The organism is Aliidiomarina halalkaliphila, assembly GCF_007096385.1.
Lineage (GTDB): Bacteria > Pseudomonadota > Gammaproteobacteria > Enterobacterales > Alteromonadaceae > Aliidiomarina > Aliidiomarina halalkaliphila.
In genome coordinates, this window is the sequence record NZ_VJWL01000004.1 from 175823 (window position 1) to 198793 (window position 22971).

General features: G+C 50.2%; 24 protein-coding genes. 12 read left to right on the forward strand and 12 right to left on the reverse strand.

What is annotated here, in order from left to right; all coding sequences use genetic code 11:
* Positions 1–1293 (reverse strand): aminopeptidase PepB, encoded by a 1293-nt coding sequence (gene pepB, locus FM042_RS10965; protein WP_143236489.1) that lies wholly within the window; start codon positions 1291–1293, stop codon positions 1–3.
* A 101-nt stretch (positions 1294–1394) separates the two neighbouring features.
* On the opposite strand from pepB, the gene sfsA reads away from it, so the two are divergent.
* From sfsA to panC, 7 genes are all read left to right on the forward strand, one after another.
* A complete protein-coding gene (gene sfsA / locus FM042_RS10970; protein ID WP_143236490.1) occupies positions 1395–2105 on the forward strand; it encodes a DNA/RNA nuclease SfsA in 711 nt (236 codons plus the stop codon).
* Between the two features lie 121 nt (positions 2106–2226).
* Positions 2227–2682 (forward strand): RNA polymerase-binding protein DksA, encoded by a 456-nt coding sequence (gene dksA, locus FM042_RS10975; RefSeq protein ID WP_143236491.1) that lies wholly within the window; start codon positions 2227–2229, stop codon positions 2680–2682.
* A gap of 6 nt (positions 2683–2688) precedes the next feature.
* Positions 2689–3597 carry a tRNA glutamyl-Q(34) synthetase GluQRS gene (gluQRS, locus tag FM042_RS10980; RefSeq protein WP_143236492.1) on the forward strand — a complete coding sequence of 303 codons (909 nt, stop codon included), beginning with the start codon at positions 2689–2691 and terminating at the stop codon, positions 3595–3597.
* Between the two features lie 186 nt (positions 3598–3783).
* On the forward strand, positions 3784–5100 hold the full coding sequence (gene pcnB, locus FM042_RS10985) for a polynucleotide adenylyltransferase PcnB (RefSeq protein WP_221931537.1): 1317 nt from the start codon (positions 3784–3786) through the stop codon (positions 5098–5100).
* Positions 5093–5593 carry a 2-amino-4-hydroxy-6-hydroxymethyldihydropteridine diphosphokinase gene (gene folK, locus FM042_RS10990; protein WP_143236494.1) on the forward strand — a complete coding sequence of 167 codons (501 nt, stop codon included), beginning with the start codon at positions 5093–5095 and terminating at the stop codon, positions 5591–5593. The genes pcnB and folK overlap by 8 nt, the downstream gene beginning before the upstream one ends.
* Before the next feature lie 24 nt (positions 5594–5617).
* Entirely contained in the window at positions 5618–6412 is a 795-nt protein-coding gene (gene panB, locus FM042_RS10995) for a 3-methyl-2-oxobutanoate hydroxymethyltransferase (protein WP_143236495.1), read from the forward strand.
* A gap of 9 nt (positions 6413–6421) precedes the next feature.
* Positions 6422–7273, forward strand: a complete 852-nt coding sequence (gene panC, locus FM042_RS11000; protein ID WP_143236496.1) for a pantoate--beta-alanine ligase — start codon at positions 6422–6424, stop codon at positions 7271–7273.
* A 26-nt stretch (positions 7274–7299) separates the two neighbouring features.
* On the opposite strand, the gene panP is transcribed toward panC, so the two are convergent.
* Genes panP through mpl form a run of 6 tightly spaced genes read right to left on the reverse strand, consistent with a single transcriptional unit; the run spans position 7300 to position 13487 of the window.
* Positions 7300–8940: a pyridoxal-dependent aspartate 1-decarboxylase PanP gene (panP, locus tag FM042_RS11005; protein ID WP_408608861.1), complete on the reverse strand. Its 1641-nt coding sequence runs from the start codon at positions 8938–8940 to the stop codon at positions 7300–7302.
* 2 nt (positions 8941–8942) lie between these two features.
* Positions 8943–9719 carry a tRNA (guanine(46)-N(7))-methyltransferase TrmB gene (gene trmB / locus FM042_RS11010; protein WP_143236498.1) on the reverse strand — a complete coding sequence of 259 codons (777 nt, stop codon included), beginning with the start codon at positions 9717–9719 and terminating at the stop codon, positions 8943–8945.
* Complete coding sequence (locus FM042_RS11015; RefSeq protein WP_143236499.1) at positions 9719–10492, reverse strand: ABC transporter permease; 774 nt, start codon at positions 10490–10492, stop codon at positions 9719–9721. The genes trmB and FM042_RS11015 overlap by 1 nt, the downstream gene beginning before the upstream one ends.
* A 2-nt stretch (positions 10493–10494) precedes the next feature.
* Positions 10495–11427 (reverse strand): ABC transporter ATP-binding protein, encoded by a 933-nt coding sequence (locus FM042_RS11020; protein WP_143236500.1) that lies wholly within the window; start codon positions 11425–11427, stop codon positions 10495–10497.
* Positions 11428–11465: 38 nt separating this feature from the next.
* Positions 11466–12095, reverse strand: coding sequence for a flavin prenyltransferase UbiX (locus FM042_RS11025; protein WP_143236501.1), 630 nt, complete (start codon positions 12093–12095; stop codon positions 11466–11468).
* Between the two features lie 9 nt (positions 12096–12104).
* Positions 12105–13487: a UDP-N-acetylmuramate:L-alanyl-gamma-D-glutamyl-meso-diaminopimelate ligase gene (mpl, locus tag FM042_RS11030; RefSeq protein WP_143236502.1), complete on the reverse strand. Its 1383-nt coding sequence runs from the start codon at positions 13485–13487 to the stop codon at positions 12105–12107.
* A 162-nt stretch (positions 13488–13649) separates the two neighbouring features.
* On the opposite strand from mpl, the gene FM042_RS11035 reads away from it, so the two are divergent.
* From FM042_RS11035 to FM042_RS11055, 5 genes are all read left to right on the forward strand, one after another.
* A complete protein-coding gene (locus FM042_RS11035) occupies positions 13650–14645 on the forward strand; it encodes a class 1 fructose-bisphosphatase (protein WP_143236503.1) in 996 nt (331 codons plus the stop codon).
* A 102-nt stretch (positions 14646–14747) separates the two neighbouring features.
* Positions 14748–15281, forward strand: a complete 534-nt coding sequence (gene ppa / locus FM042_RS11040; RefSeq protein ID WP_143236504.1) for an inorganic diphosphatase — start codon at positions 14748–14750, stop codon at positions 15279–15281.
* 35 nt (positions 15282–15316) lie between these two features.
* Positions 15317–16030, forward strand: coding sequence for an ABC transporter ATP-binding protein (locus FM042_RS11045; protein ID WP_143236505.1), 714 nt, complete (start codon positions 15317–15319; stop codon positions 16028–16030).
* Positions 16027–17361 carry an ABC transporter permease gene (locus tag FM042_RS11050; protein WP_143236506.1) on the forward strand — a complete coding sequence of 445 codons (1335 nt, stop codon included), beginning with the start codon at positions 16027–16029 and terminating at the stop codon, positions 17359–17361. The genes FM042_RS11045 and FM042_RS11050 overlap by 4 nt, the downstream gene beginning before the upstream one ends.
* Positions 17362–17847, forward strand: a complete 486-nt coding sequence (locus FM042_RS11055) for a DUF3299 domain-containing protein (protein ID WP_143236507.1) — start codon at positions 17362–17364, stop codon at positions 17845–17847.
* Between the two features lie 73 nt (positions 17848–17920).
* On the opposite strand, the gene FM042_RS11060 is transcribed toward FM042_RS11055, so the two are convergent.
* The 5 genes from FM042_RS11060 to FM042_RS11080 form a co-directional block, all read right to left on the reverse strand.
* Positions 17921–18649, reverse strand: a complete 729-nt coding sequence (locus FM042_RS11060; protein WP_143236508.1) for a TIGR04219 family outer membrane beta-barrel protein — start codon at positions 18647–18649, stop codon at positions 17921–17923.
* 70 nt (positions 18650–18719) lie between these two features.
* On the reverse strand, positions 18720–19178 hold the full coding sequence (locus tag FM042_RS11065; RefSeq protein WP_185960782.1) for a copper chaperone PCu(A)C: 459 nt from the start codon (positions 19176–19178) through the stop codon (positions 18720–18722).
* Between the two features lie 45 nt (positions 19179–19223).
* On the reverse strand, positions 19224–19517 hold the full coding sequence (locus FM042_RS11070; protein WP_143236510.1) for a hypothetical protein: 294 nt from the start codon (positions 19515–19517) through the stop codon (positions 19224–19226).
* A gap of 166 nt (positions 19518–19683) precedes the next feature.
* Positions 19684–20178 (reverse strand): type III secretion system chaperone family protein, encoded by a 495-nt coding sequence (locus tag FM042_RS11075; protein ID WP_143236511.1) that lies wholly within the window; start codon positions 20176–20178, stop codon positions 19684–19686.
* 120 nt (positions 20179–20298) lie between these two features.
* Positions 20299–22707 carry a TonB-dependent receptor plug domain-containing protein gene (locus FM042_RS11080; RefSeq protein WP_143236512.1) on the reverse strand — a complete coding sequence of 803 codons (2409 nt, stop codon included), beginning with the start codon at positions 22705–22707 and terminating at the stop codon, positions 20299–20301.
* Positions 22708–22971 lie beyond the last annotated feature (264 nt).

Genomic DNA, 22971 nt, shown 5'->3' on the forward strand with positions numbered 1-22971 from the left:
TTAACGATTCGCTAACATCATTCGAGCGATGGAGCGAATACCCAAACCAGTCGCGCCTGCTGCCCAAAGGGCATTGGCCTGTGTTTGGTACGCTCCGGCGAGGTCAAAATGGGTCCATCCGGCACCGTTGTTTGGCGCAAAACGCAACAAGAAGCCAGCTGCGTTACTGGCACCGCCAGCACCGCCACCCTTAATCGGACGACTATTCGCAGTATCGGCAAATGCAGATGGGCAGTTGTCTTTGTGGAACGATGCCAATGGCAAACGCCATAATGGCTCAGACTCATCTGCTGCTGACTGCAAAGCACCTTGAGCGGCGCTTTCATCGACACTGAATAACGCATTGTATTCCGTGCCCACAGCCACCTGTGCGGCACCTGTTAAGGTCGCAGCATCAATAATTTTCTGAGCGCCAAGTTCACCGGCACGAATCAAACCATCCGCCAATACTAAGCGGCCTTCCGCGTCAGTATTCACGATCTCGACGCGCTGACCATCTTTATAGGTAATGATATCGCCGTTTTTGTAAGCGGTCCCGTCGATCATATTCTCGGCACAGCAGAGTAATAATTTCACCCGTTGCTTGAGTCCTTGACGAATGGCTACAAGTAACGCACCTGCAACAGTGGCGGCACCACCCATATCACACTTCATGGCCACCATACCTTCGTTGCTTTTGATGCTATAACCACCCGTATCGAAAGTGATGCCTTTGCCGATCAGCGCATAAGCCACTGGCGCATTAGCGTCGCCGGTGGGGTTATAATCAAGCTCAAGTAACGCAGGTACCCGCGCGCTCGCACGCCCTACCGTGTGAATTCCCATGCGGCCATCTTTCACAAGATCGTCACCCGCTACGATATTCCACGATACGGCATCACCGCCCGCTTGCTTCAGTTTTTCCGCAACGCGCTCAGATAACGATTCTGGATAAATTTCAGACGACGGTAAATTAATCAGCTCTCTGCTCCACCGAAATGCGTCGTCTAGGATCGCTAATGTTTCTTTATCCGCACCTACGAAATTCACCTGATTGGTGTTCATTGTATCGGTGAATCCCTGCGCCAGCGCCCATTGGCGGTCGCGTGACCAACCGTCACCTGCTGGCTCGATCTGCGTGAAACCCAGTTGATCAAGCTTACGACCGGCTTGTTGCACGGTACGCAGCAACGTGGCCTCGTCTTTTTGCACCACAACCTGCATGGCGCCGTCTTTCAGATAGTGCCGAGTCGAGCCCTTGTAGGAAGCTGGGGCCGGTTGCTCGGTTAGGTATACCTTGACTGCACTGGACATGATATTCCTCTTTACGTATGTTGATGGGCGATTTTAATCCGCGATTCGCGCGGACAGTTTCACCACGGCGTTTAATTACTGTAACGGGAAAGCACTTACGGATGCAATTTCAGCCTCCCCTTCAACGGGGTATTCTACACCGAAGATACAAACGTTTCCTTGCTGATATCGAAACGAGCGACGGTAAGCTTATCACCATCCACTGCCCAAATACTGGCGCGATGACCGGTTGTGCGGAGCCCGGCAGCATTGTTTGGTATAGCACATCCGATAATACCAAGCGTAAATACCCACATACTTGGGAATTAACGGAATTGCCTTCTGGTGCCATGATTTGCGTGAACACTGGCCGAGCCAATACCCTCGTAGGAGAAGCGCTGCGCCAACAGTGTATTCCGCAGTTAGTCAGTTATGCCTGCGTGCGCCCGGAAGTAAAATATGGCGAAGGATCGCGCGTGGATTTTCTCCTCACCGAAAGCGCGGCCAAAGAGCCTGACGCGTACGTGGAAGTGAAGTCTGTTACCTTGCTCGACAACGGTCAAGGGTACTTCCCCGATGCGGTATCCACCCGAGGACAAAAGCACTTACGTGAACTGATTGAGGTAAAAGCACAAGGTTATCGAGCGGTTTTAGTGTACGCTGTGCTGCACACAGAGATCCAAAATGTGCATCCTGCTGTACATATCGACAATCAATATGCCGCGCTTTATGAGCAAGCCCTCGCGGCGGGAGTGGAGATTATTGAGCTGTTTTTCGATCTTTCGCCAGAAGAAATTGCTAATCCTCACACAGACTTGAAGAAAAACACTTGATTCCTTGCGTAATCGCCCATATAAAGCGCCGGGTGCATAAATTGCGCAAGAAATTTTATTCTGATATACATACCCTCTTTTTTTGTGGGAAGGGTGAATTGCCTCTCGGAGGAAATACGATATGACTGATGCGACCAAGGAAAGAAAAGCGCATGGTGTTTTGGCGCTAGCTGAACTCGCGCCTTATCAAGAAAAGGACGGTGAAGAGTATATGAATGAGCGCCAGCGCGCCCATTTTAAACGCATACTCGAAGCTTGGCGCGCGCAATTACGTGAAGAAGTAGATCGGACCGTAGGGCACTTAAAAGAAGAAGCTTCTAATTACGCCGACCCGGTAGACCGTGCCGCGCAAGAAGAAGAATTCGCTATCGAGTTACGCACACGGGATCGTGAGCGTAAGTTAATCAAAAAAATTGAGAAAACACTCGAAGCGATTGAACGTGATGATTTTGGTTATTGCGATTCCTGCGGCATTGAAATCGGTATTCGCCGCTTAGAAGCGCGTCCGACTGCCGATCTCTGTATCGACTGTAAGAGCCTTGCGGAAATTCGCGAAAAGCAAATGAAAGGTTCCTGATGCACAATGCATCAGCCATTCGCTGACAGTATGAAGCCACGGGGCTATCGCGGCCGATTCGCGCCCAGCCCCTCCGGCCCTCTTCATGCCGGATCCCTCGTTGCGGCACTCGGCAGTTATCTCGATGCAAAAGCCCAACAGGGGCTCTGGTTTGTGCGTATCGAAGATATCGACCCTCCTCGGGAAGTTCCTGGCGCTGCTGATACCATTTTAGGCCAATTAGACGCTCATGGTTTGCATTGGGATGGCGACGTGAGTTGGCAAAGCCAGCACAGTGCTCGTTATCAAGACATTATTGCTCAGCTTCAAAATGCTGGCTTAGTCTATGCCTGTCACTGTACTCGCGCGGAAATAAAACAGCGGGGCGATCACTACGATGGTTTTTGTCGCAATCGACAACAACAGGTGATGCAAAGCAGCCGTCGCTACGCCCTTCGTTTTCGCAACACACAGCCCATCACGGAATTGCACGACCGCTTTCATGGTAGCGTGCCCTTGGCACTGAGCATGGCCAAGGAGGATTTTATTTTACGCCGCCGGGATCAACTATGGGCCTACCAGCTTGCCGTTGTTACCGATGACCGCGATGCTGAAATCTCCCACATTGTGCGCGGCGAAGATCTCTTAGTCGCCAGTGGCTGGCAAATGACGCTCTGGCAGCAGCTCAATACACTCAGTGCCGATCCTGTTGCACTTCCGAACTTGGCCCATTTGCCGTTAGTACGGGACGAACAAGGTCAAAAACTCAGCAAGCAAAACCATGCTCCTGCACTCAATAATCACCAAGTGATACCCAATCTCGTCAGTGCCTGTCATTACCTTGGCCTTCATGCGATCCAAGAAGGCGATTACAACAATACTGATACACTTCTACGGGCAGCAACCGAGCAATGGCAGCAAATACACTGTAAGTGATTCACAGCTCTCATAATCACCCGTAGCGACTTCATGAAAACTAGGTTAAAATTGCCGCCTATTTGATCACCGCCTGCACGCAGAAGGAGTCTGGCAATTATCAAGCGATTAGCAACGTTCGCGAAAAAAGTCCTGCCGAAGAAACAGGCAGACGCCCGGGGACGAACATTAGCCAAACCTATTGTGATACCGCGCTCTGAGCACCCCATTTCGCGTCAGGACATCCCTGAGAACGCTCTCAAGGTTTTATATCGCCTCCACAAATCAGGCTTTGAAGCCTATTTAGTGGGCGGCTGTGTGCGCGATTTACTATTAGGGGTCACTCCGAAAGACTTCGACGTGGCCACCAATGCCAGTCCTGAGCAGATCAAAGGATTATTTCGCAACTGCCGATTGATTGGGCGTCGCTTCCGACTAGCCCATATCGTATATGGGCGCGATGTTATCGAAGTAGCCACCTTCCGCGGCCACCATCCGGAAGAAGAAGAGCAACCAGAAGAGAAGAGCAGCGAAAAGAGCAAAGAGAACACCTCCAAGCAAAGCGATCACGGCTTGCTGTTACGCGACAACGTGTATGGCACCATTGAGGAAGATGCGGAACGCCGCGACTTCACAGTGAATGCTTTGTATTACTCCATTGCTGATTTCGCCATCTATGATTTCGCCAATGGTATTGCCGATTTAGAACAAGGCTTATTGCGATTAATTGGCGACCCGGAACAGCGTTACCGAGAAGATCCGGTTCGCATGTTACGCGCGGTGCGTTTTGCCACCAAGCTTGGTTTGCGGATTGAGCCGCAAACGGCAGCGCCTATTCATCAGTTGGCGTCGTTACTCGACCATATCCCTCCGGCACGCCTATTCGAAGAATTTCTCAAGCTCTTCTTAAATGATCGCGCTGAGGCCAACTTCGAACAACTGCACCATTATGGGCTCTTTACGCGGATGTTCCCGTTGTTGCGCTCAGCATTGAAAAACTCAGAAAGTATGGAATACCGCATGGCGCAGCAAGTGTTTGCCGACACCGACGCGCGCTTGCGGGCAGAGAAAGGGGTGAACCCTGCATATCTGTTTGCTGCACTCTTGTGGTACCCGATGCAAGCTCATGCAGAAGAAATTATGGCCGAAGGCGGTTTAGCCGAGTTTGATGCTTTTGCTATCTCTGCCGCAGATGTGGTGGGGCGACAAGCGCGCAGTATCGCCATTCCCAAGCGTTTTAGTTTGCCGATGCGCGATATTTGGATGCTGCAACTCCGATTGCGTCAAACACACCCACGCCGAGCTATTCGTTTACTTTCTCATCCGAAGTTCCGCGCGGGTTACGATTTCTTGTTACTACGAGCTAAAGTTGAAAGTAACCCTGAGCTGCAAGAGCTAGGTGACTTCTGGACACAATTCCAGAAGAAAAACCCCGTGCCAGATGCCGATACCACAAGTGGTCCTCGGCGCCGCGCAGGACCTCGCCGAGGGCGTCGTCCACGACGCAAAAAAACTGATGGTTAAGGTGTATGTTGGCTTAGGCGCAAACCTCGGTAACCCTGCACAAACCCTGTCGGCGGTACTCAATGACTTACGCCAAGCAGATTTTGTCGATGATCTTGTAAGCTCATCGCTATATGCCAGCAAGCCGATGGGACCGCAAGATCAGCCTGATTATGTAAACGCCGTGGCGCGCTTTAATACAGATCTTCCGCCTATCGCATTGCTTGATGCTTTGCAGGGCTTAGAACAGGATTACGGGCGTGTACGCGGGCAACGCTGGGGCGCTCGCACCTTAGATATCGATATTTTGCTTTATGGCGACCAACGCCTGTCGTTACCGCGCCTTACCGTGCCCCACAGCGGATTAGAACTTCGAGAATTTGTAGTAGTTCCGCTCGCAGAAATAGCGCCAGATCTTGATTTACCCTCAGGAAACTCAGTAAAGTCGTTGGCACAGTCGATTTCTCAGAACGGATTGCAGCGGATTGCGCCACCCCCCGCTGAACATCCTTAACTTTACCGTCAACGGGAGCTGATTATGAGCCGTATCCGTACAGCTGGACTCATTAAGAAAAAGCAAAAGGGCGAGAAGATCACCGCCTTGACCGCCTACGATGCGACTTTCGCCAAGCTCATTGCTGCCTGTGACGTGGATGTCATGCTTGTGGGTGACTCCTTAGGCATGGTGTTACAAGGCCTCGACTCGACACTTCCTGTAACTACTGACGACGTGGCTTACCACACCCGCTGTGTTCGCACGGGTGCTCCGGATGCATTTGTCATCGCGGATATGCCCTTTATGACCTACCCAGAACCCTTCAGTGCCTGCGAACATGCCGCAGAACTGATGCGTGCTGGTGCCAATATGGTCAAGCTTGAAGGTGACGAATGGTTAGTGCCCACAGTTGAGGCACTCACTCGCCAAGGGATTCCCGTATGCGCTCACTTAGGTCTGTTGCCGCAGTCGGTAAACGTACTCGGCGGTTATAAGATACAAGGGCGCGAAGCCGAAGCGGCGGATCGCCTCATTGCCAGCGCCCAAGCCCTCGAAAAGGCAGGGGCTCAACTCTTAGTCGTGGAATGCATTCCAGCGGCTTTGGGTAAGCGCGTGTCGCAAGCGCTGACTATCCCAGTAATTGGTATTGGTGCGGGTGCAGATACCGACGGTCAAATCCTGGTCATGCACGATATGCTTGGCCTGAACGCTGACTACTTACCGAAATTTACCAAGAACTTCCTCGCTGGGCGCGATAGCCTTGAAGCGGCGTTCCGCGCTTATGTCGACGAAGTGAAAGCCGGCACCTTCCCAGGGCCAGAGCACACCTTTGAATAAGACATAACCATGCAGCACATTGAGCAGTTAAGCGAGCTTCGCACAATACGACAAGAATGGGCTAGTGCCGGTGAAACCGTGGCCTTCGTACCCACCATGGGGAACCTGCATGAAGGCCATTTGCGCTTGGTGGATCATGCCCATCAGCTCGCAGATCGCGTGGTCGTCAGTATCTTCGTAAATCCAATGCAATTTTCTGCCAACGAAGATCTGGATAAATACCCGCGCACACTCGCCGCCGACTGCGAAGCACTCCGCGCCCGTGGCGCCGACCTGATATTTACTCCCACAGCATCCATGATCTATCCCAATGGCCTAGAACAGCAAACCTATGTGGAAGTTCCGGGAATCGGCGATATTCTCTGCGGTGCCTCTCGACCCGGTCATTTCCGTGGTGTCGCCACTATTGTCTGTAAGCTATTCAATATGGTGCAGCCCGAGTATGCGGTGTTCGGTAAGAAAGACTACCAGCAGCTCATGGTTATTCGCCTGATGACTCAAGATTTATCGTTGCCTGTGGAGATTCATGGGGTAGAGACGGAACGCGCCGCGGACGGGCTCGCCCTGAGTTCACGCAATGGTTATTTGTCGGCGGGCGAGCGATCCCAAGCCACGCAAATATATCAGGTCATGCAGTGGATTGCCCAAGGGCTGAAAGCAGGAAGTGAACCAAGCGCACTCGAGCACGAAGGACAGCGTATGCTGGCGGAAGCGGGCTTTACTCCCGACTACCTTAGTATCCGGCGCCAAGCGGATTTGCAGATACCCGAGACAAGCGACCAAGCCCTCGTCATTCTGGTGGCTGCTTATCTAGGTAAAACCCGATTGATTGATAATCTTGAAGTGTCTCGCGCCCCATAAGGCTGAGCTTAAAGATAAGGCTGGTGTTATAAACCAGCCTCTGTCGCTGCATCCATCACGCGCTGTAATAAACCTGGCGCACCCTCAGCAATGTCACGTTGCTCTTCGATAATATCGCGAAGCATAGCTTCCGTGGTTAATGGATTGGCTAACACACTGCGAAACACCAACGTGGGCTCCCGGTGATATTGTGCCGGCGTTAATTTGGTCCGCGATACAAACGAGCGCCCATTTTCACGCTGAGTTTTTTGAATATACTTGGTAAGTACGTTTAAGCTTGGCGTAACTTGGGCGATCTGCTCTGGGCTGGCAGCCCGCAAGCGGCGCTTTAATGACGCCGGAATATAACGATAGGTTAGCAAGCATAGCTCTGGCTGAGTCACCACTTCGAAATCAGCTTGGCGATCGATCAAATCCGCAAAGAACTTCGCTTTTTCAATGCTGGTATTAATCAATAACTCATAGCCTTTGCGCCCCATCACGTGCAATGCAGAATACACCAGCATTGCCATACCTGGGCGTGAGCCTTCCATGGTGTGACTCCCCAAATCTTTGGAGCCCCGACGGATCACATATTCAGCATGATGTTCAATTGCATTCACAAGGGCTGGGTCTTTAAACAACACCATCCCGGCCCCCATAGGCACATACATTTGTTTGTGGGCATCAATGGTAACACTATCGGCTAGCTCGATACCGCGTAGCAGCGCGCGATGGGTATCCGACATCAAAGTTGCACCACCCCACGCGGCGTCTACGTGAAAATGAGCCTCGAAGGATTGGGCAATAGCGGCCATTTCATCTAAGGGATCGATATGACCGGTTTCTGTGGTGCCGGCGATACCAACAATAGCCATGACGCGGCCACCGGATTCGGTCACTTCCCGCGCGATATCGCGCAGCGCATCGATTTGGATGCGGTTATTCTCGTCGGTGGGTACGGCAACAATGTTTTTACGGCCAATACCCAGTACATCGGCGGCTTTGCTCAGTGAATAGTGTCCACGCTCAGACACTAACACCACCAGCCGACTATAACCGTAGTAACTCAGACCCGCAGGAAGCCCTTCTGCAGCGACGCCTGCAAATGAGTCAGAAGGCGCCAGCAGATTGTTACGTGCTACCCAAAGTGCCGTGATATTCGCTACGGTACCGCCAGAGCAGAACGCCCCTAATGAGTGATCCGCGTTGTGCATCCAACGTTGATAGAACGCATCATTCTCCCCATACACCAGATGGTGCATCATACCGAGCACTTGACGTTCTAAAGGCGTAAAGGCTTTCGAAGTCTCGATCTTCACCAAGTTTTGGTTTAAACCAACCATCAACTTGGCTAGGGGAAGCAGAAAATAGGGTAATGCCGATGTCATGTGACCGATGAATCGAGGCGAGGCGGTATGAACCGATTGAGCCACCAATGTTTGCAGCAATTTTTCAGTATGATCAGACACAAACTCAGGCTGTTCCGGAATCTGGCTCAATCCGAAATCCTGTTCGATTTCATACAATGGGCGTTCTTGCGCAACAATATGAGACGACAGAAAATCCTCAAGATTCTCTGACAGATGTTGTTCAATGCGCCCTAGTGTCGAATCCGGTGCCTCAGGAACGGTAAAGATCCGAAACAGCGACTCCATACTTACTTTTGCGGTGACTTTAGGCCCCACACTCATCTCCTGGCCTCATTTTTGCGAGCCGAGGACTTTAGCATATCCGCCGTTGCTTCTGCTAGTTTTCTCAGCGCCAATAGCTGTGTTTGATCCACCACGTTTGGTTGCTCGAGGTGCGCGCGTAATCGCCACAGGGCTTGCCCGCTCGCTTGATACTTTCGCTCAAATGGCGTTATAGGTGATAGCTCATTGGAGAGCTGCGCCATACTGCTATCCACATTCAAGGTCGCAAGCGCCAAATTCATTTCCTGAAGATAGAGTGACCAATTGCTACGCAACTCAAACTGGCCACCCAATTTCACCATGTGGGGAAACACTGGGCTCGCGTGCCAGCGACGACCCACATGTTTTTTCTTTGGCCATGGGTTCGGGTAGAGCAAAAACTGATGACTGGGTTGCCAGCTTTCGTTATGTGCCAAGCGCCAAAAGTCATTGAGATCAGCCCGGACCAAGACATATTGTCCCTGTTCCTGAGACCCACTATGGGCCACATGCTTTCCAAGGCGATGAGCCGATTTATCCACCCCGACAATAAGTGCGTCGGGGTATCGACGGGCAAGGGTCGCGGTGCTTTCACCTACTCCACAACAGGCATCCAAGATCAGCGGGCCAGTAAATTCGGCCACAATCGGCGCCACCTCAGAAAAAGCGGCGGCGCTGTGTTCGGCGATGGGCTTTTGAAATGGATGCTGCCAATAGCGCGCCACCAAGCTAGGCACATCAGGATGTGGCCCTAACTGATTTGAAGTAATCGCCCGAGATAATTGTTCGCTCATTAGGTGCGGGTTCCCGTACCTCGTTTCAATAACCACCAGGCCAACACAAAGAAGCCAATATTAAACACCAACAACACGCCTAACGCAGTTTCAGGAGCGATATCAGACACACCAATAAAGCCATAGCGGAATCCGTTCACCATATAAATGATAGGGTTGAACTGTGACACCGACTGCCAAAAATCAGGGAGCAAGGTAATCGAGTAAAACACCCCGCCCAAATAAGTGAGAGGCGTTAAAATAAAGGTCGGAATAATGGAAATATCATCGAAGGTTTTCGCGAACATGGCGTTGAGCAAACCACCCAAAGCAAACAATGTTGCGGTCAACACCACGGTAATCACAATCATGCCGAAGTTTTGAATGGATAACTCCACGAAGAATCCCGACACCAAGGTGACAATAATTGCTACCAACAATGCACGGGCAACGCCGCCACCCACGTATCCCAGAATAATGGTGATATTTGACACCGGCGCGACTAACATTTCTTCGAGATTGCGCTGAAATTTCGCGCTAAAGAAACTAGATGCTACATTCGAGTAAGCATTGGTAATCACTGACATCATGATCAAGCCAGGAACAATAAACTCCATATAGCTAACACCACCCATCTCACCAATGCGGCTGCCGATCAGGCTACCGAAAATAATGAAATAGAGACTCATGGTGATCGCAGGGGGTACCAGCGTTTGCACCCAAATACGCAAAAAGCGCGTGCATTCCTTGATCCAGATGGTTTTCAGCGCAGTGAAATGAATTGGATTTTGCATGCTTACACAGTCTCCTTGGGCTTACGACCTTGCTCAACAAGGGTGACAAACAGTTCTTCTAGGCGGTTGGCTTTATTGCGCATCGACAGCACCTTAATGCCTTGCTCGGAAAGCTCATTAAAGACTGAATTCAATCCTGCCGACTTCACCACATCGACTTCCAACGTATGATCATCGATCACCCGGGCTTCGGCACTCGTGACACGCGGTGGCACTTCGGAAGGCGCTAAATCAAGCACAAAGGTTTCAATGTTTAACTGGCTCAGTAGGCGCTTCATGGTGGTGTTTTCGATAATTAAGCCTTTATCGATAATCCCGATATTCCGACACAGCACTTCGGCCTCTTCTAAATAGTGGGTGGTTAAGATAATGGTCACCCCTTGCTTATTAATGCGCGTCAGAAAATCCCACATGGAGCGACGCAATTCGATATCAACCCCAGCGGTGGGCTCATCAAGAATGAGTAGTTTTGGCTCATGCAACAACGCGCGCGCTATCATCAAGCGCCGCTTCATACCACCGGAAAGGGTGCGGGCCCGATCATTACGCTTTTCCCACAAACCCAACTGGTTCAGATATTTTTCTGCCCGTTGTTTAGCCAGATCCCGCGGCACACCGTAGTAACCTGCTTGGTTCACCACGATCTGTAGCACGGTTTCAAATTGGTTAAAGTTAAACTCTTGCGGCACCAGGCCAATATGCTGTTTAACCTCGTTGATTTGTGTATCCAAATCAAAACCGAACACTTTTACATCGCCCGCTGTTTTGTTTACCAACGACGAAATAATCCCGATAGTGGTTGATTTACCTGCTCCATTTGGGCCGAGCAAGGCGTAAAAATCACCTTCTTGAACCACAAGATCGACACCTTTCAGGGCTTCAAATCCACCCCGATAAGTTTTTCTTAGCCCTTTGATTTCTAATGCGTTTGTCATTAACTAGACCACTCCAAATAGTTATATTTCGCCCACGCCTAGGAGGTAGGCTTCGTGGGCTCGTAGCCCCAACGCTGCATGATGTTTTGATCTAATCCCAAATGATCGAGAATGCGGGCCACTACAAAATCCACCAGATCTGAAATCTGCTTAGGTTCATGATAAAAGCCTGGCGCGGCAGGCATAATGGTGGCGCCTAAGCGCGACAAATTGAGCATGTGTTCCAAATGGATAGCATGCAGCGGCATTTCCCGGGGAACCAAAATCAGCTGACCGCGCTCTTTGAGTACCACATCCGCGGCACGCTCAATCAAGTTATCACTCGCGCCCGTTGCGATGGCCGACAAGGTGCCGGTGGAGCACGGACAAATCACCATGCGCTTAGGTGCCGCTGATCCTGAGGCAACCGGCGAGAACCACTCTTCTTTCCCATACACCCGTAACTGTTCAGGAGTGACATTAAAGCGTTCGCAAAAATAGGTCTGAATACCTTCCGGTGAACCAGGCAGTTTTAGTTGCTCTTCTGTTGCAAAAACAACGCGAGCGGCGCTTGAAATTAATAACGACACCTGCTGCTGTTGTGCCAACAAACATTCCAGCAGGCGCAACGCATAAGGTGCGCCAGAAGCGCCAGTAATTGCGAGTGTAATTCGTTGTTCAGTGGCCATAGTTTTTACTCAATGTGTGGTCGAGCCGCTTTTATTAGCAACCTGCGCCAAATCGATTAATTGTTGATGAATTCCACCAAAGCCACCGTTACTCATCACGAGCCAATGACCTGGGCCTTGTTCATGGGCATGAATCGCTGCTACTAATTCCGCCACCGTATCACGCACTACAACCGGAATAGCGAGTGACGCAAACAGATCTTCAAGACGCCATGACACCCCTTCCGGTTGCAAGGCGTATAGGCTATCAGCGCCACGAAATGCCGCCGCCAAGGTGTCTTTATGCACGCCCGCTTTCATGGTGTTCGAACGTGGTTCAAATATCGCCACAATTCGCTCTCGCCCAACTCGGGCACGCAAAGCGTGCAGCGTGGTTTGAATCGCCGTCGGATGATGCGCAAAATCATCGTAAATACGAATCCCGTTTTTGTCGGCACGCAATTGCAAACGTCGCGCTGGGGCCTCAAAAGTACTCAGTGCTTGTAACGCCGTTGCTATATCGACGCCCACATTCGCGGCTGCGGCAATGGCCATCAGGCCATTGCGAACATTATGTACGCCGATAAGTCCCCAATGGACTTCTCCGACCAATTTCCCGGCGTACATCACCCGGAACGCTGACGCGTCGTCGCGTAACAACTCCGCATCCCAATCGCCACTGGGGCCTACCCCACTGTGTTTCACCCAAGGTGCCGATTGCACCACTGGGATGAGCGCCGGCTCGTCACTGGCGTATAGTACCTGACCATCATTGGGCACAGTGCGTAACAGATGCTCAAACTGGCGCTGAATAGCGGCAAGATCGGGAAAAATATCCGCATGGTCATATTCTAAATTATTCAAAATGAGCGTGTCCGAAAAGTAATGCACGAACTTCGAACGCTTATCGAAAAACGCGGTATCGTATTCGTCCGCTTCTATCACAAATAACTCACTATCGGTGAGGCGCGCGGTTTGCCCAAAGGGCTGTACAACGCCACCGACCAAAAACCCGGGATGCTTGCCCGCCGCTTCCAAAATCCAGGTTAACATCGACGCCGTGGTGGTTTTGCCATGGGTACCCGCCACTGCCAGCACGTGCTTGTGCCGAAGCAACTGCTCACCGAGCCACTGAGGGCCCGATGTATAGCGGATGCGCTGTTGCAACACCGTTTCAACCAAAGCATGACCACGGCTCAGCGCATTACCAATAATCACCAAGTCAGGGGCCGGCTCGAGTTGCGTCAAATCCTGATCATCAGTTAATGCGATGCCTAATTTTTCGAGCTGCGTGCTCATGGGTGGATACACATTGCGATCGGAGCCAGTGACCCGATGCCCCATAGCGGTCGCCAAGGCTGCGATGCCGCCCATAAATGTTCCACAAATACCAAGAATATGAATATGCGCCATAGTTGCGCCCTACCTCCAAGCCGTAACCGCCCATTGTAGCACTACACCCAAACTGAATCATCCACTTGAAAATGCGCAAAAAGGAAGCATCCACGCTTGTTTTCAGTTACACTATCGGGCGTTTCCGGCAACGACCTAAACGTACAAAAACAGAGGCTGATCATGCAACGCCTGATTCCCGTTCTGAATAGCGATCACGTACCCTTACACTTAATTTCCGTGATCAATACCCTGCTCACCGCTGCAAAAGAAATTTCTCATCGCCTACATCAAGGTAGCCTCGCGGGTACCCTTGGCTCAACACTCGATGCCAATATCCAAGGTGAGGTTCAAAAAAAGCTCGATGTAGTCTCTAACCAGCTCATCAAAAATATGCTTTTAGAGACCCAACTTGTTCATGCGGTTGCCTCTGAAGAAGAAGATGAAGTGGTGATGGGCAACCCTGATGCGAAATATTTGGTGGCTTATGATCCCCTCGATGGCAGTTCAAATATCGATATTAATGGTTCCGTTGGAACCATTTTTTCTATTTTAGAGAAGCCCGATCATCCCGCTGAAGGCACTGAATTATTCTTGCAAACCGGCGATGAACAGATCGCCGCCGGTTATATTTTATATGGCCCTAGCACACTCTTGGTCATGACAACGGGTAATGGTGTGCGGGTATTTACCCTTGACCATACGGTTGGTGAGTTTCTACTCACCGTTGATACCGTTACCATTCCGCAAGAAACTCAAGAATTTGCCATTAATATGTCGAACCAGCGGCACTGGACAACGCCGATGCAGAAATATATTGATGATTTACTGCGTGGAACTGAAGGACCTAGGGCGAAGAACTTCAACATGCGTTGGAATGCAGCCATGGTATCCGACGTGCATCGTGTACTAACCCGCAGTGGTATTTTTACTTACCCCGCAGACTTACGAAACCCAGACAAGCCGTGCAAGCTGCGCTTAATGTATGAAGCAAACCCGATGAGCTTCTTGATGGAGCAAGCGGGTGGACGCGCCACCACTGGGTATGAGCGCATTATGTCGATCCAGCCAGAACATATTCACCAACGCGTATCGGTGATTATGGGTTCTCGCAAAGAAGTGGACACCTGCTTAACATATTTTAAAAAGTACCCCTGTAACCGGCCCGACGCCAAATAAGGAATTAACCAGTTAGAACCGGAACCTTTTGAGTTAAACCATGGTGTTTCGGTATACTAGTTGGCTACACAGAATATATGAACTTGTGAAAGGAAAACGACGATGAGTCTTAATGCTGTACCTGCGGGCAAAAACCTGCCTGAAGAAGTGAACGTAATTATCGAGATCCCGGCCAACGCAGATCCGATCAAATACGAAGTAGACAAAGATACCGGTACCGTTTGGGTAGACCGCTTTATGTCTGCTCCTATGTTCTATCCGTGCAATTACGGCTACGTGAACGATACCTTGTCGTTAGACGGTGACCCAGTAGATATTCTGGTTCCAACTCCGTACCCACTCCTACCAGGTTCTGTGATCCGCTGCCGCCCCGTGGGTGTATTGAACATGAGCGATGAGTCAGGCGAAGATGCCAAAGTTGTTGCGGTGCCAGTGAGTAAAATTAGCAAAGAATACGACCACATTCAGGACGTAAACGACCTACCTGAACTCCTTAAAGCACAAATCACGCATTTCTTTGAGCGTTACAAAGAGCTTGAGAAAGGCAAATGGGTAAAAGTAGAAGGTTGGGCCGACGCGGCTGCAGCAAAAGCTGAGATTCTTTCTTCTTACCAACGCGCTCAAGAAGCGAAATAAGGCGTGCTCGTCACGCCTTCGTGAGGAACGGTTCCATGGCAGACTTATGTATTTCTGTCCGCAACCTAGCTTACACCTGGCGCGGACAAGTAAAACCTACGTTAGACATCGACACGCTTACCATTCACTCCGGTGAGCGTGTTGTGCTTCGTGGCCCCAGCGGAAGCGGCAAATCTACCTTACTGTCGTTACTGGCGGGGGTACACGATGTACAATCCGGCGAACTTGAGGTTCTCGGTCAATCGCTGAAAACCATGTCGCAGCATCAGCGAGACCGCTATCGTGCCGACCACATGGGTTACATCTTTCAGCAATTCAACCTGCTGCCCTTCCTTACTGTGCAGCAAAATGTGCTGCTCGCGGTAGAATTTAGTAACGCTCGACGCCAACGCTTACAGCAAGCAGGCGTATCCGCCGCACAAGAATGTAAACGCTTACTTACGTCGCTCGGTATTAGTTCCGAGCTTTGGCACAATCCCGCAAGCGAGTTGAGCGTGGGTCAGCAGCAACGTGTTGCGGCCGCTCGTGCCTTGATTGGTGCGCCTGAGATTCTGATTGCCGATGAGCCCACATCAGCGCTGGATGCCGACGCACGTGACAGCTTCTTGGCGTTACTTAAGAGCGAATGCGCACGCCATCAAATTACGCTGATCTTTGTGACCCACGATGGGAGCTTAGCGTCGCATTTTGATCGGGTCATTGAACTCAACGCAATCAACAGAGCTGCGGCGCAGGAGGTTCAGGTATGAGTCTCTTTAAATTAGCCCTCGCCAGTTTGCTCAGTCGAAAATCCAATGCACTGCTCACGATATTTGCCATTGCGATTTCCGTGACCCTGCTGTTAGGGGTAGAGCGCGTGAGCCAAGAAACACGCTCCGGCTTTGCCAATACGATTTCAGGAACAGATTTAATTGTTGGTGCCCGCAGTGGCTCAGTCAATCTGTTGCTGTACTCCGTATTTCACATTGGCAACCCAACCAATAATATTTCCTGGCAAACCTACCAACACTGGGATCAAAACCGTCATATCGCGTGGACGGTGCCCATTGCCCTCGGCGATAGTGTTCGTGGATTTCCTGTTGTCGGTACCGACAGCCGTTATTTTGAACACTTCCGCTACGGCCGCCAGCAGCCGTTAGTATTTGATTCTGGGCAACCCTTTAACATTGGCGAAGCGGTGATCGGCGCCGAAGTGGCGCGTCGCCTGAATTTGAATATTGGCGATGACTTAGTGGTGGCCCATGGCACCGGCAGTGTAAGTTTCCACGAGCACGACGATCACCCACTGGTGATTAGCGGTGTTCTCGAACGCACCGGCACGCCGGTTGATCAAGCCGTATATATTCATCTGCGCGACCTCGATATGATGCACGGTGGACATGCACATGATGACGATGCTCACAGCCATGCTCATGGCCATGACCACGAGCACGCGGGGGATTCCGCGGATGCTCATCACCACAGTGAACATGAGCACAACGGTGCTCATGAAGAACATAATGCAGAGCAACAAGCTGCTCCGCCTATTCCTGGTATTAGCGCATTTTTAGTAGGGCTGCAGAGCCGTCCACGGGCCATTTTCTTGCAGCGCGAGTTCAATACCTATCGCGATGAACCACTTACGGCGATCATGCCGGGCACAACCTTACAAGAGCTCTGGCGCACGCTCAGCGGTTTTGAAAGGGCGCTCACTGTTGTCTCAGCCTTTGTTTTGCTGACCGGCTTGATTGGTATGTTAACCACTCTGCTTGCAAGTTTACGTGAACGCCGGCGAGAAATGGCGGTCTTACGTTCCATTGGTGCCGGTCCGCGACGTATTTTTGCGTTGCTGATCAGCGAAGCGGTTGCCTTAACTTTGGCCGGGATGGTTCTGGGTGTGGCATTGCTTTACGGGCTCATGCTCGCCTTGGCGCCTTGGATCCAACAAGCCTTTGGTATCGTTATTAGCATCGGCGGATTAACCACAGCGGAATTAGTACGACTGGCTATTGTACTCATTGCTGGCTTTTTAATTAGCCTTATTCCGGCGTGGCGCGCTTATCGAAACTCGCTCACCGACGGTTTATCCATGAGGGTTTAAATGAAGACTTTTAATGCTGTTGTTTGTACTGTCATTCTTGCACTCTTTACAACCGCTGCAACGGCCGAGGTGCGCCAACTTGATTGGAAAGAGTTACGCCCAAGCGATTGGACACCACCGGCGGTGCGTGATCCTATGTTTTATGAGATGAATCCGGATGCCCAGGTACAGTCGAATCTCGATGCTCCTCTGGTGCCGGAGTTAGACGGTCAGAAAGTGAAGATCCCTGGATATGTGGTACAACTCGAAGGCGACGACCGTCGCGTTACTGAGTTTCTATTGGTACCCTACTTTGGTGCCTGTATTCACGTGCCACCGCCGCCGCCAAATCAAATCATTCATGTACGCTTCCCAGAAGGCGTTCCTTATCCGGTAACCTACGATGCGGTTTGGGTAACGGGCACCATGAAGGTGGAGCACTACGATGCCGATATTGCATTAGTAGGATATCAAATGGATGCTGCCGAAGTGATTTCGTACTTTTAGTTAGCACCGGCTTTGAGAAACAATCAATAAAAAACCCGCTCATACGAGCGGGTTTTTTGTAAGCCATCTGTAATCAGAAGCGTAAGTTCACGCTCACAAAAGGACCACGAAAATCATAGTCGGCCTGAAGACGCTCACCTTCATCAATTTCGAAGTTGACCATGCGGTAGCCGGCACTTACATAACCATCCAGCATCATGGTGTCGATAAAGTGATAGCGAATCCCCGCTTCAACATCTTGCACTTTGTTGTCATCGAAAGCGAAGAAGTGACCTTGCCCATATACAGATAGCCCGGTAAAGGGTAAACCTGTTTCTGCACGCAAATAAGCCATAGGAATGTCCGCATCGATGGCTTCACGCAACGACGGACCACTCTCAGAGTTCCGTTCGATATATCCACGTACACGCTTTAAACTCAGTCCGAAATGCAATCGAGTAAGTTCATTATCTAATGGTGCATAAAATAAGGTATAGGTTTCATGGCCTAAATCAATACGTTGTGGCAAACCACCTTCGGTAAAGCCATGAAAATCAAGTGTCTGCGTTTCGAATCGGATATTCGGTACCAATGGAATAAAATGCTGTAACGAAGCGCTCAGCCTGAGCTGACCATCTCGATCCCATTCAGTTTCTGCCAACTCAACATCTGGAAAGTTCAGGGAATCAGCGCCCTTACCGTTTGCATGCCAATATTGCGCTTCCGCCTCAATAGTAAAAATATCTGCTTGCGCTACGGAGACGAACGCTAAGCTGCTCATGGATACAAACGCGGCATGGCGCACGTACTTATGCAACATCATAATGACCACCTGAAAACTAGATTAAGAACGGACACTTAGACTAGCATAAAGTGTCCGTGCGTTGGATGATTTAGTGGTTACGATGGTGCGACGATTCCTGTCGTTGCACGAGCTCTTTTACAGGAATTTTAACCTTGAGTGTCGCCCCGTCGCTAAATACGAGGGTCAGTTCATGCTGATCACCGACGGCGAGAGGTTCACTTAGGGCCATCAGCATCAAGTGATAACCGCCGGGCTGCAATTCCAGAGACTGTCCCGCCGGAATCGTTAAGGCATCCATCGCTTCCATACGCATTTGTTCGCCTTCGCGAACGTGTCGATGAATCTCAACGTCCTCGGCGATAGCAATGGTACCGCCGATCAAGAGCACATCCTGACTGCCATTATTGGTAATGATACCGAATCCAGCACCATTCGATTGCCCAGGAATAGATTGTCGGAGCCACAAGTCATCAGCGTCAACATTCAATTCAGCGGCAAAAGCGGTAAAACTCAGCAAACCTGTAAGTAGTACTACACACCATTTCATGACCATGTCCTGTTATTGGAATTTGTGCAGTTACTTTACAGAACTTTAAGCAGCTTGTGTACGTGTAGTTGTAAAAAGCCAAATAGCGGCAAACACGAGAAGGACCGGCCAAAACAAGCTAAAACCAACGAAGAGAACGACTCCGGCAACAATGGTGAGCCCTAGCAAGGTGCTTCCTAACAACACAGCCCCCACGAAAAAGCCGATTCCAGCGAGCAACAACACAACAAACAGCGGGACTAAAATCGCAAATAGACCGCTCACAAGCCACGTCAACAACGTAGGTCCAAACACTGCCAGTGCCAACACCACTAATAATACAATCAATAACGTACGCATAAAAAAACTCTCCATAAGTAGACTTATAGAGAGTCATTCAATCTTTGTGCCAATTAACTTAACTAACTGATTAAAAGTAATTTTATTGGAATCGTGGTCAGTTCCGACTATATGTCATTAGGCGATTTCACCACTTAATCGTGTGTTTTACTAGCGCCTTGATCTGTTACCAACCCCAATCGTCATAATCATCACCGAAGTAACAGTCAGCTGCGGCTTCGCCGATATCCAATGTCACTTCCAAGGATAAAACTAAATTATTGAAATGCTGCCCGTGGTCGAGGATCTCATAACGTTGAATATAGAGGCCGTTATCGAAAATCGAAAAACGTGCAGCCACTGTATTTTGCGCACATTCATTCATCAACTTGTAGTCTGGTGGCGCATCTAAATCATAAGAAACGATGAACTCAACCCCAGCACACTTAGAATTCTCACACACCCGACCTTCGATCGTGAATATCAGGCCTGTCGGATCGATGGCAACAATATCCAACTCCGTAGGTGTGCTCACCACATCCCGTATTTGCCCATCCAAAGCAGCAACAATACGCTGCGCTGTCACTAAATCCATACCTGTCACAAGTTGTGATTGTTGTGCCCCAGCTGTTGGGATCACAAGGGCTGCAGCCAGCACAGCTATGTAGGGTGAAACGGTCATCTTGTATCCTCCGAAGTACTATTTTCTGAGCATAGTCCAACTGTTATGGAAAAGTACACACAAAAAAACCGACCGCAGCTAAAGCACGTGCGGTCGGCTGATATAAAAGTCGTTACGTCATTAGAATACGTAACTTAAGCGTGCATAGTAATAGCCACCGTTAAAACCGAATGGGGCGTTGGTATTGGGATATAAGAAAATCCCATTGAATTGATTTTCCGGGCGCTGTTTATCTGGGTACACATCAAATAAGTTTTGGGCACCGACTTTCGCGACCAACCGATCAGAGATTTGATATTGCACACTCAAGTCCGTAATCCATTTACCACTGAAGCTCGTTTGCACGCCTTGGTTGTTCTCCAGTGTATATTCTCCAAAGTAGCTAAAAGCGAGATGAGTCGTCCAATCGTTTAACCGATGATTAAAACTAATGGTTCCCGTGTTCCGTGGAACACTTCGAGTCATGCGTGTCCGCTCAACATTATCGAACAAGCGATCTTCGAGACCATCAAGAATAGCCGGCAGCTGTACGCGGTCGATTTCCGTTTCATTATATCCGTAGGCCACTTGCCCCCGCAGTCGACCATAGGCACCAAGATCAAAGTTTTGCGCCAGAACCACATCAACACCACGAGTTGTAGTGTCTACCGCGTTCACAAAAAAGCGAGCATTATCAGCACCGGCTGCAGCTAAAGCATCCGCTACAGCTTCAGAGTCACTTGGAATCAATGCACTGGATAAGATAATTCGATCGTCGATTTCAATTTGATACGCATCCACTGTTAGTGACAGCCCATTGGTACCACTCCATACAACACCAGCACTCACGCTTTGTGATTCTTCAGGGCGTAAATTCCCGATTTCTAACTCACGAGCCACATTGCTGATATTGTTAAATGTACCCGATTGCTCCGGCACTAATTCACCATCACGATTTACAAACAGCGTCGATATATTTGTAAAATACAGTTGTTGTACACTCGGGGCACGAAAGCCGGTGTTTGCAGTAGCTCTCACCGAGAGTGAATCAGTAAGAGCATAGCGACCCGATAACTTCCAACTGGTGTTACTCCCGAAATCAGAATAGTTTTCAAAACGTACCGCCGCCCCCCATTGGAAATCGTCGGTCAGTTGGTTTTCAACATCAACATATAAACCACGATTACTGCGGGATTCACGCACTTCTGAGTCGGGTCTGAAACCGGTGAAGCCTTGACTACCCGCCGGGCGACCATCGAATTCACCATCAATGTAGCTTTCTTCATCACCCGCATAAATCCGATAGGCATTCTCACGATAGCTTGCGCCCAGCGTTAACGAAAGTTCTGAGTAGTTCACAAACGGAATAAAGCGCGATAGCTCAAAGTTGGCAGTAAACTCATTCGCCACTAGCGTACCCGCATCAAACTCTGTAGGTGAATCGGGGCCAAGCGAAGCATTCAGTGAGTTCTCGAGCTTGTAAATAAATTCGCTTTCACCATAGCCAATACTCGCATCAGCGAACCAATCTGAGAGCCCAAAACGATAACCGAAGTTAACCGAAGCATCGTTCGTTTCTGGTGCTAAAATCGGTAAGAACCCATCCGGATAAACCTCTTCAAGGTTGCGCGGATCTAGAGCGCGGCGATAGAATGCGCCACTCTCGGAAACACGAGCGCTCCAGCCACCAAAGCCGTACAGCTCACCATCCCCTATTTCATAGAAAGTGTTAAAGAATAGGGCTGAATTGCTAACTTCCGCGTCACCCACGTGATGACTCTGGCGATCAAAGGTTTCCTCTCGCGGATCTAAAGAGCCGTCTTCTAACAGCGGGTACTGCTGGCGAGGATCAATACCTGCGCGATTTGTACGATTCTTACTATGGTACTCAAACGATAAGGTAAGGCCACCCTGATCAAACAGATTGATCCCCATTGAGCCCTGCAGCTTTAACTGCTCACCGTCACCTTCATAAGTTTGACCCAAACTAACCGCTGCACTGCCACCTTCGGTGTTATCTTTTAAAACGATATTAATCACGCCTGCAATTGCATCTGAGCCATATTGTGCGGCCGCCCCATCGCGCAGCACTTCAATGCGCTTAATGGCCGAAATTGGAATAGCGTTTAAATCCGCATTCGACGAACCGCGCCCTGTGGTTCCATTGAGGTGAACGAGCGCACTGGTATGGCGACGTTTTCCATTCACCAATACCAACGTGTGATCGGGTGATAAGCCACGAAGCGACGCTGGACGAACCGCATCAGAGCCATCCGTAATTGATGACGAAGGGAAGTTAAAACTAGGTATCGCATATTGAAGCGCCCGAGCAGTTTCTGTGAAGCCCGCCGCCATTAAGTCTTCACCAGTGATGATATCAACCGGGGATGACGTTTCCGTCGCGGTGCGCACACTTAAACGTGAGCCCACCACCTGAATACGTTCTGGTTCTGGAGTCGCCTCAGTTTCTGTAGTCGTCGACTGTGCCGACGCAACACTGGGAACAGCAAACACAGCGGCAATCGCTAAGGCAAGATTCGATTTCTTCATATGTTTTCCCTTTCATTATTGGTGTGGTGTGATCCACTGAACATTACCACTTCGCATCCAGCTTCCCAATATTAAAGAGTTTCATCTTATAACCAAAGATCACAGTACTCAAAATCCCAGGTTGACCCATCCCCCGCACTAGGTACCTAACGCACTGCGTTGTCGCATCCCCCGCACTAGGTAGCCAACGCTCCGACACACATCCATGTGGGGGGCTTCCAGCTCGGCATCCATGCCTCGCGTTCGGACCTGAAGTTGCAATGC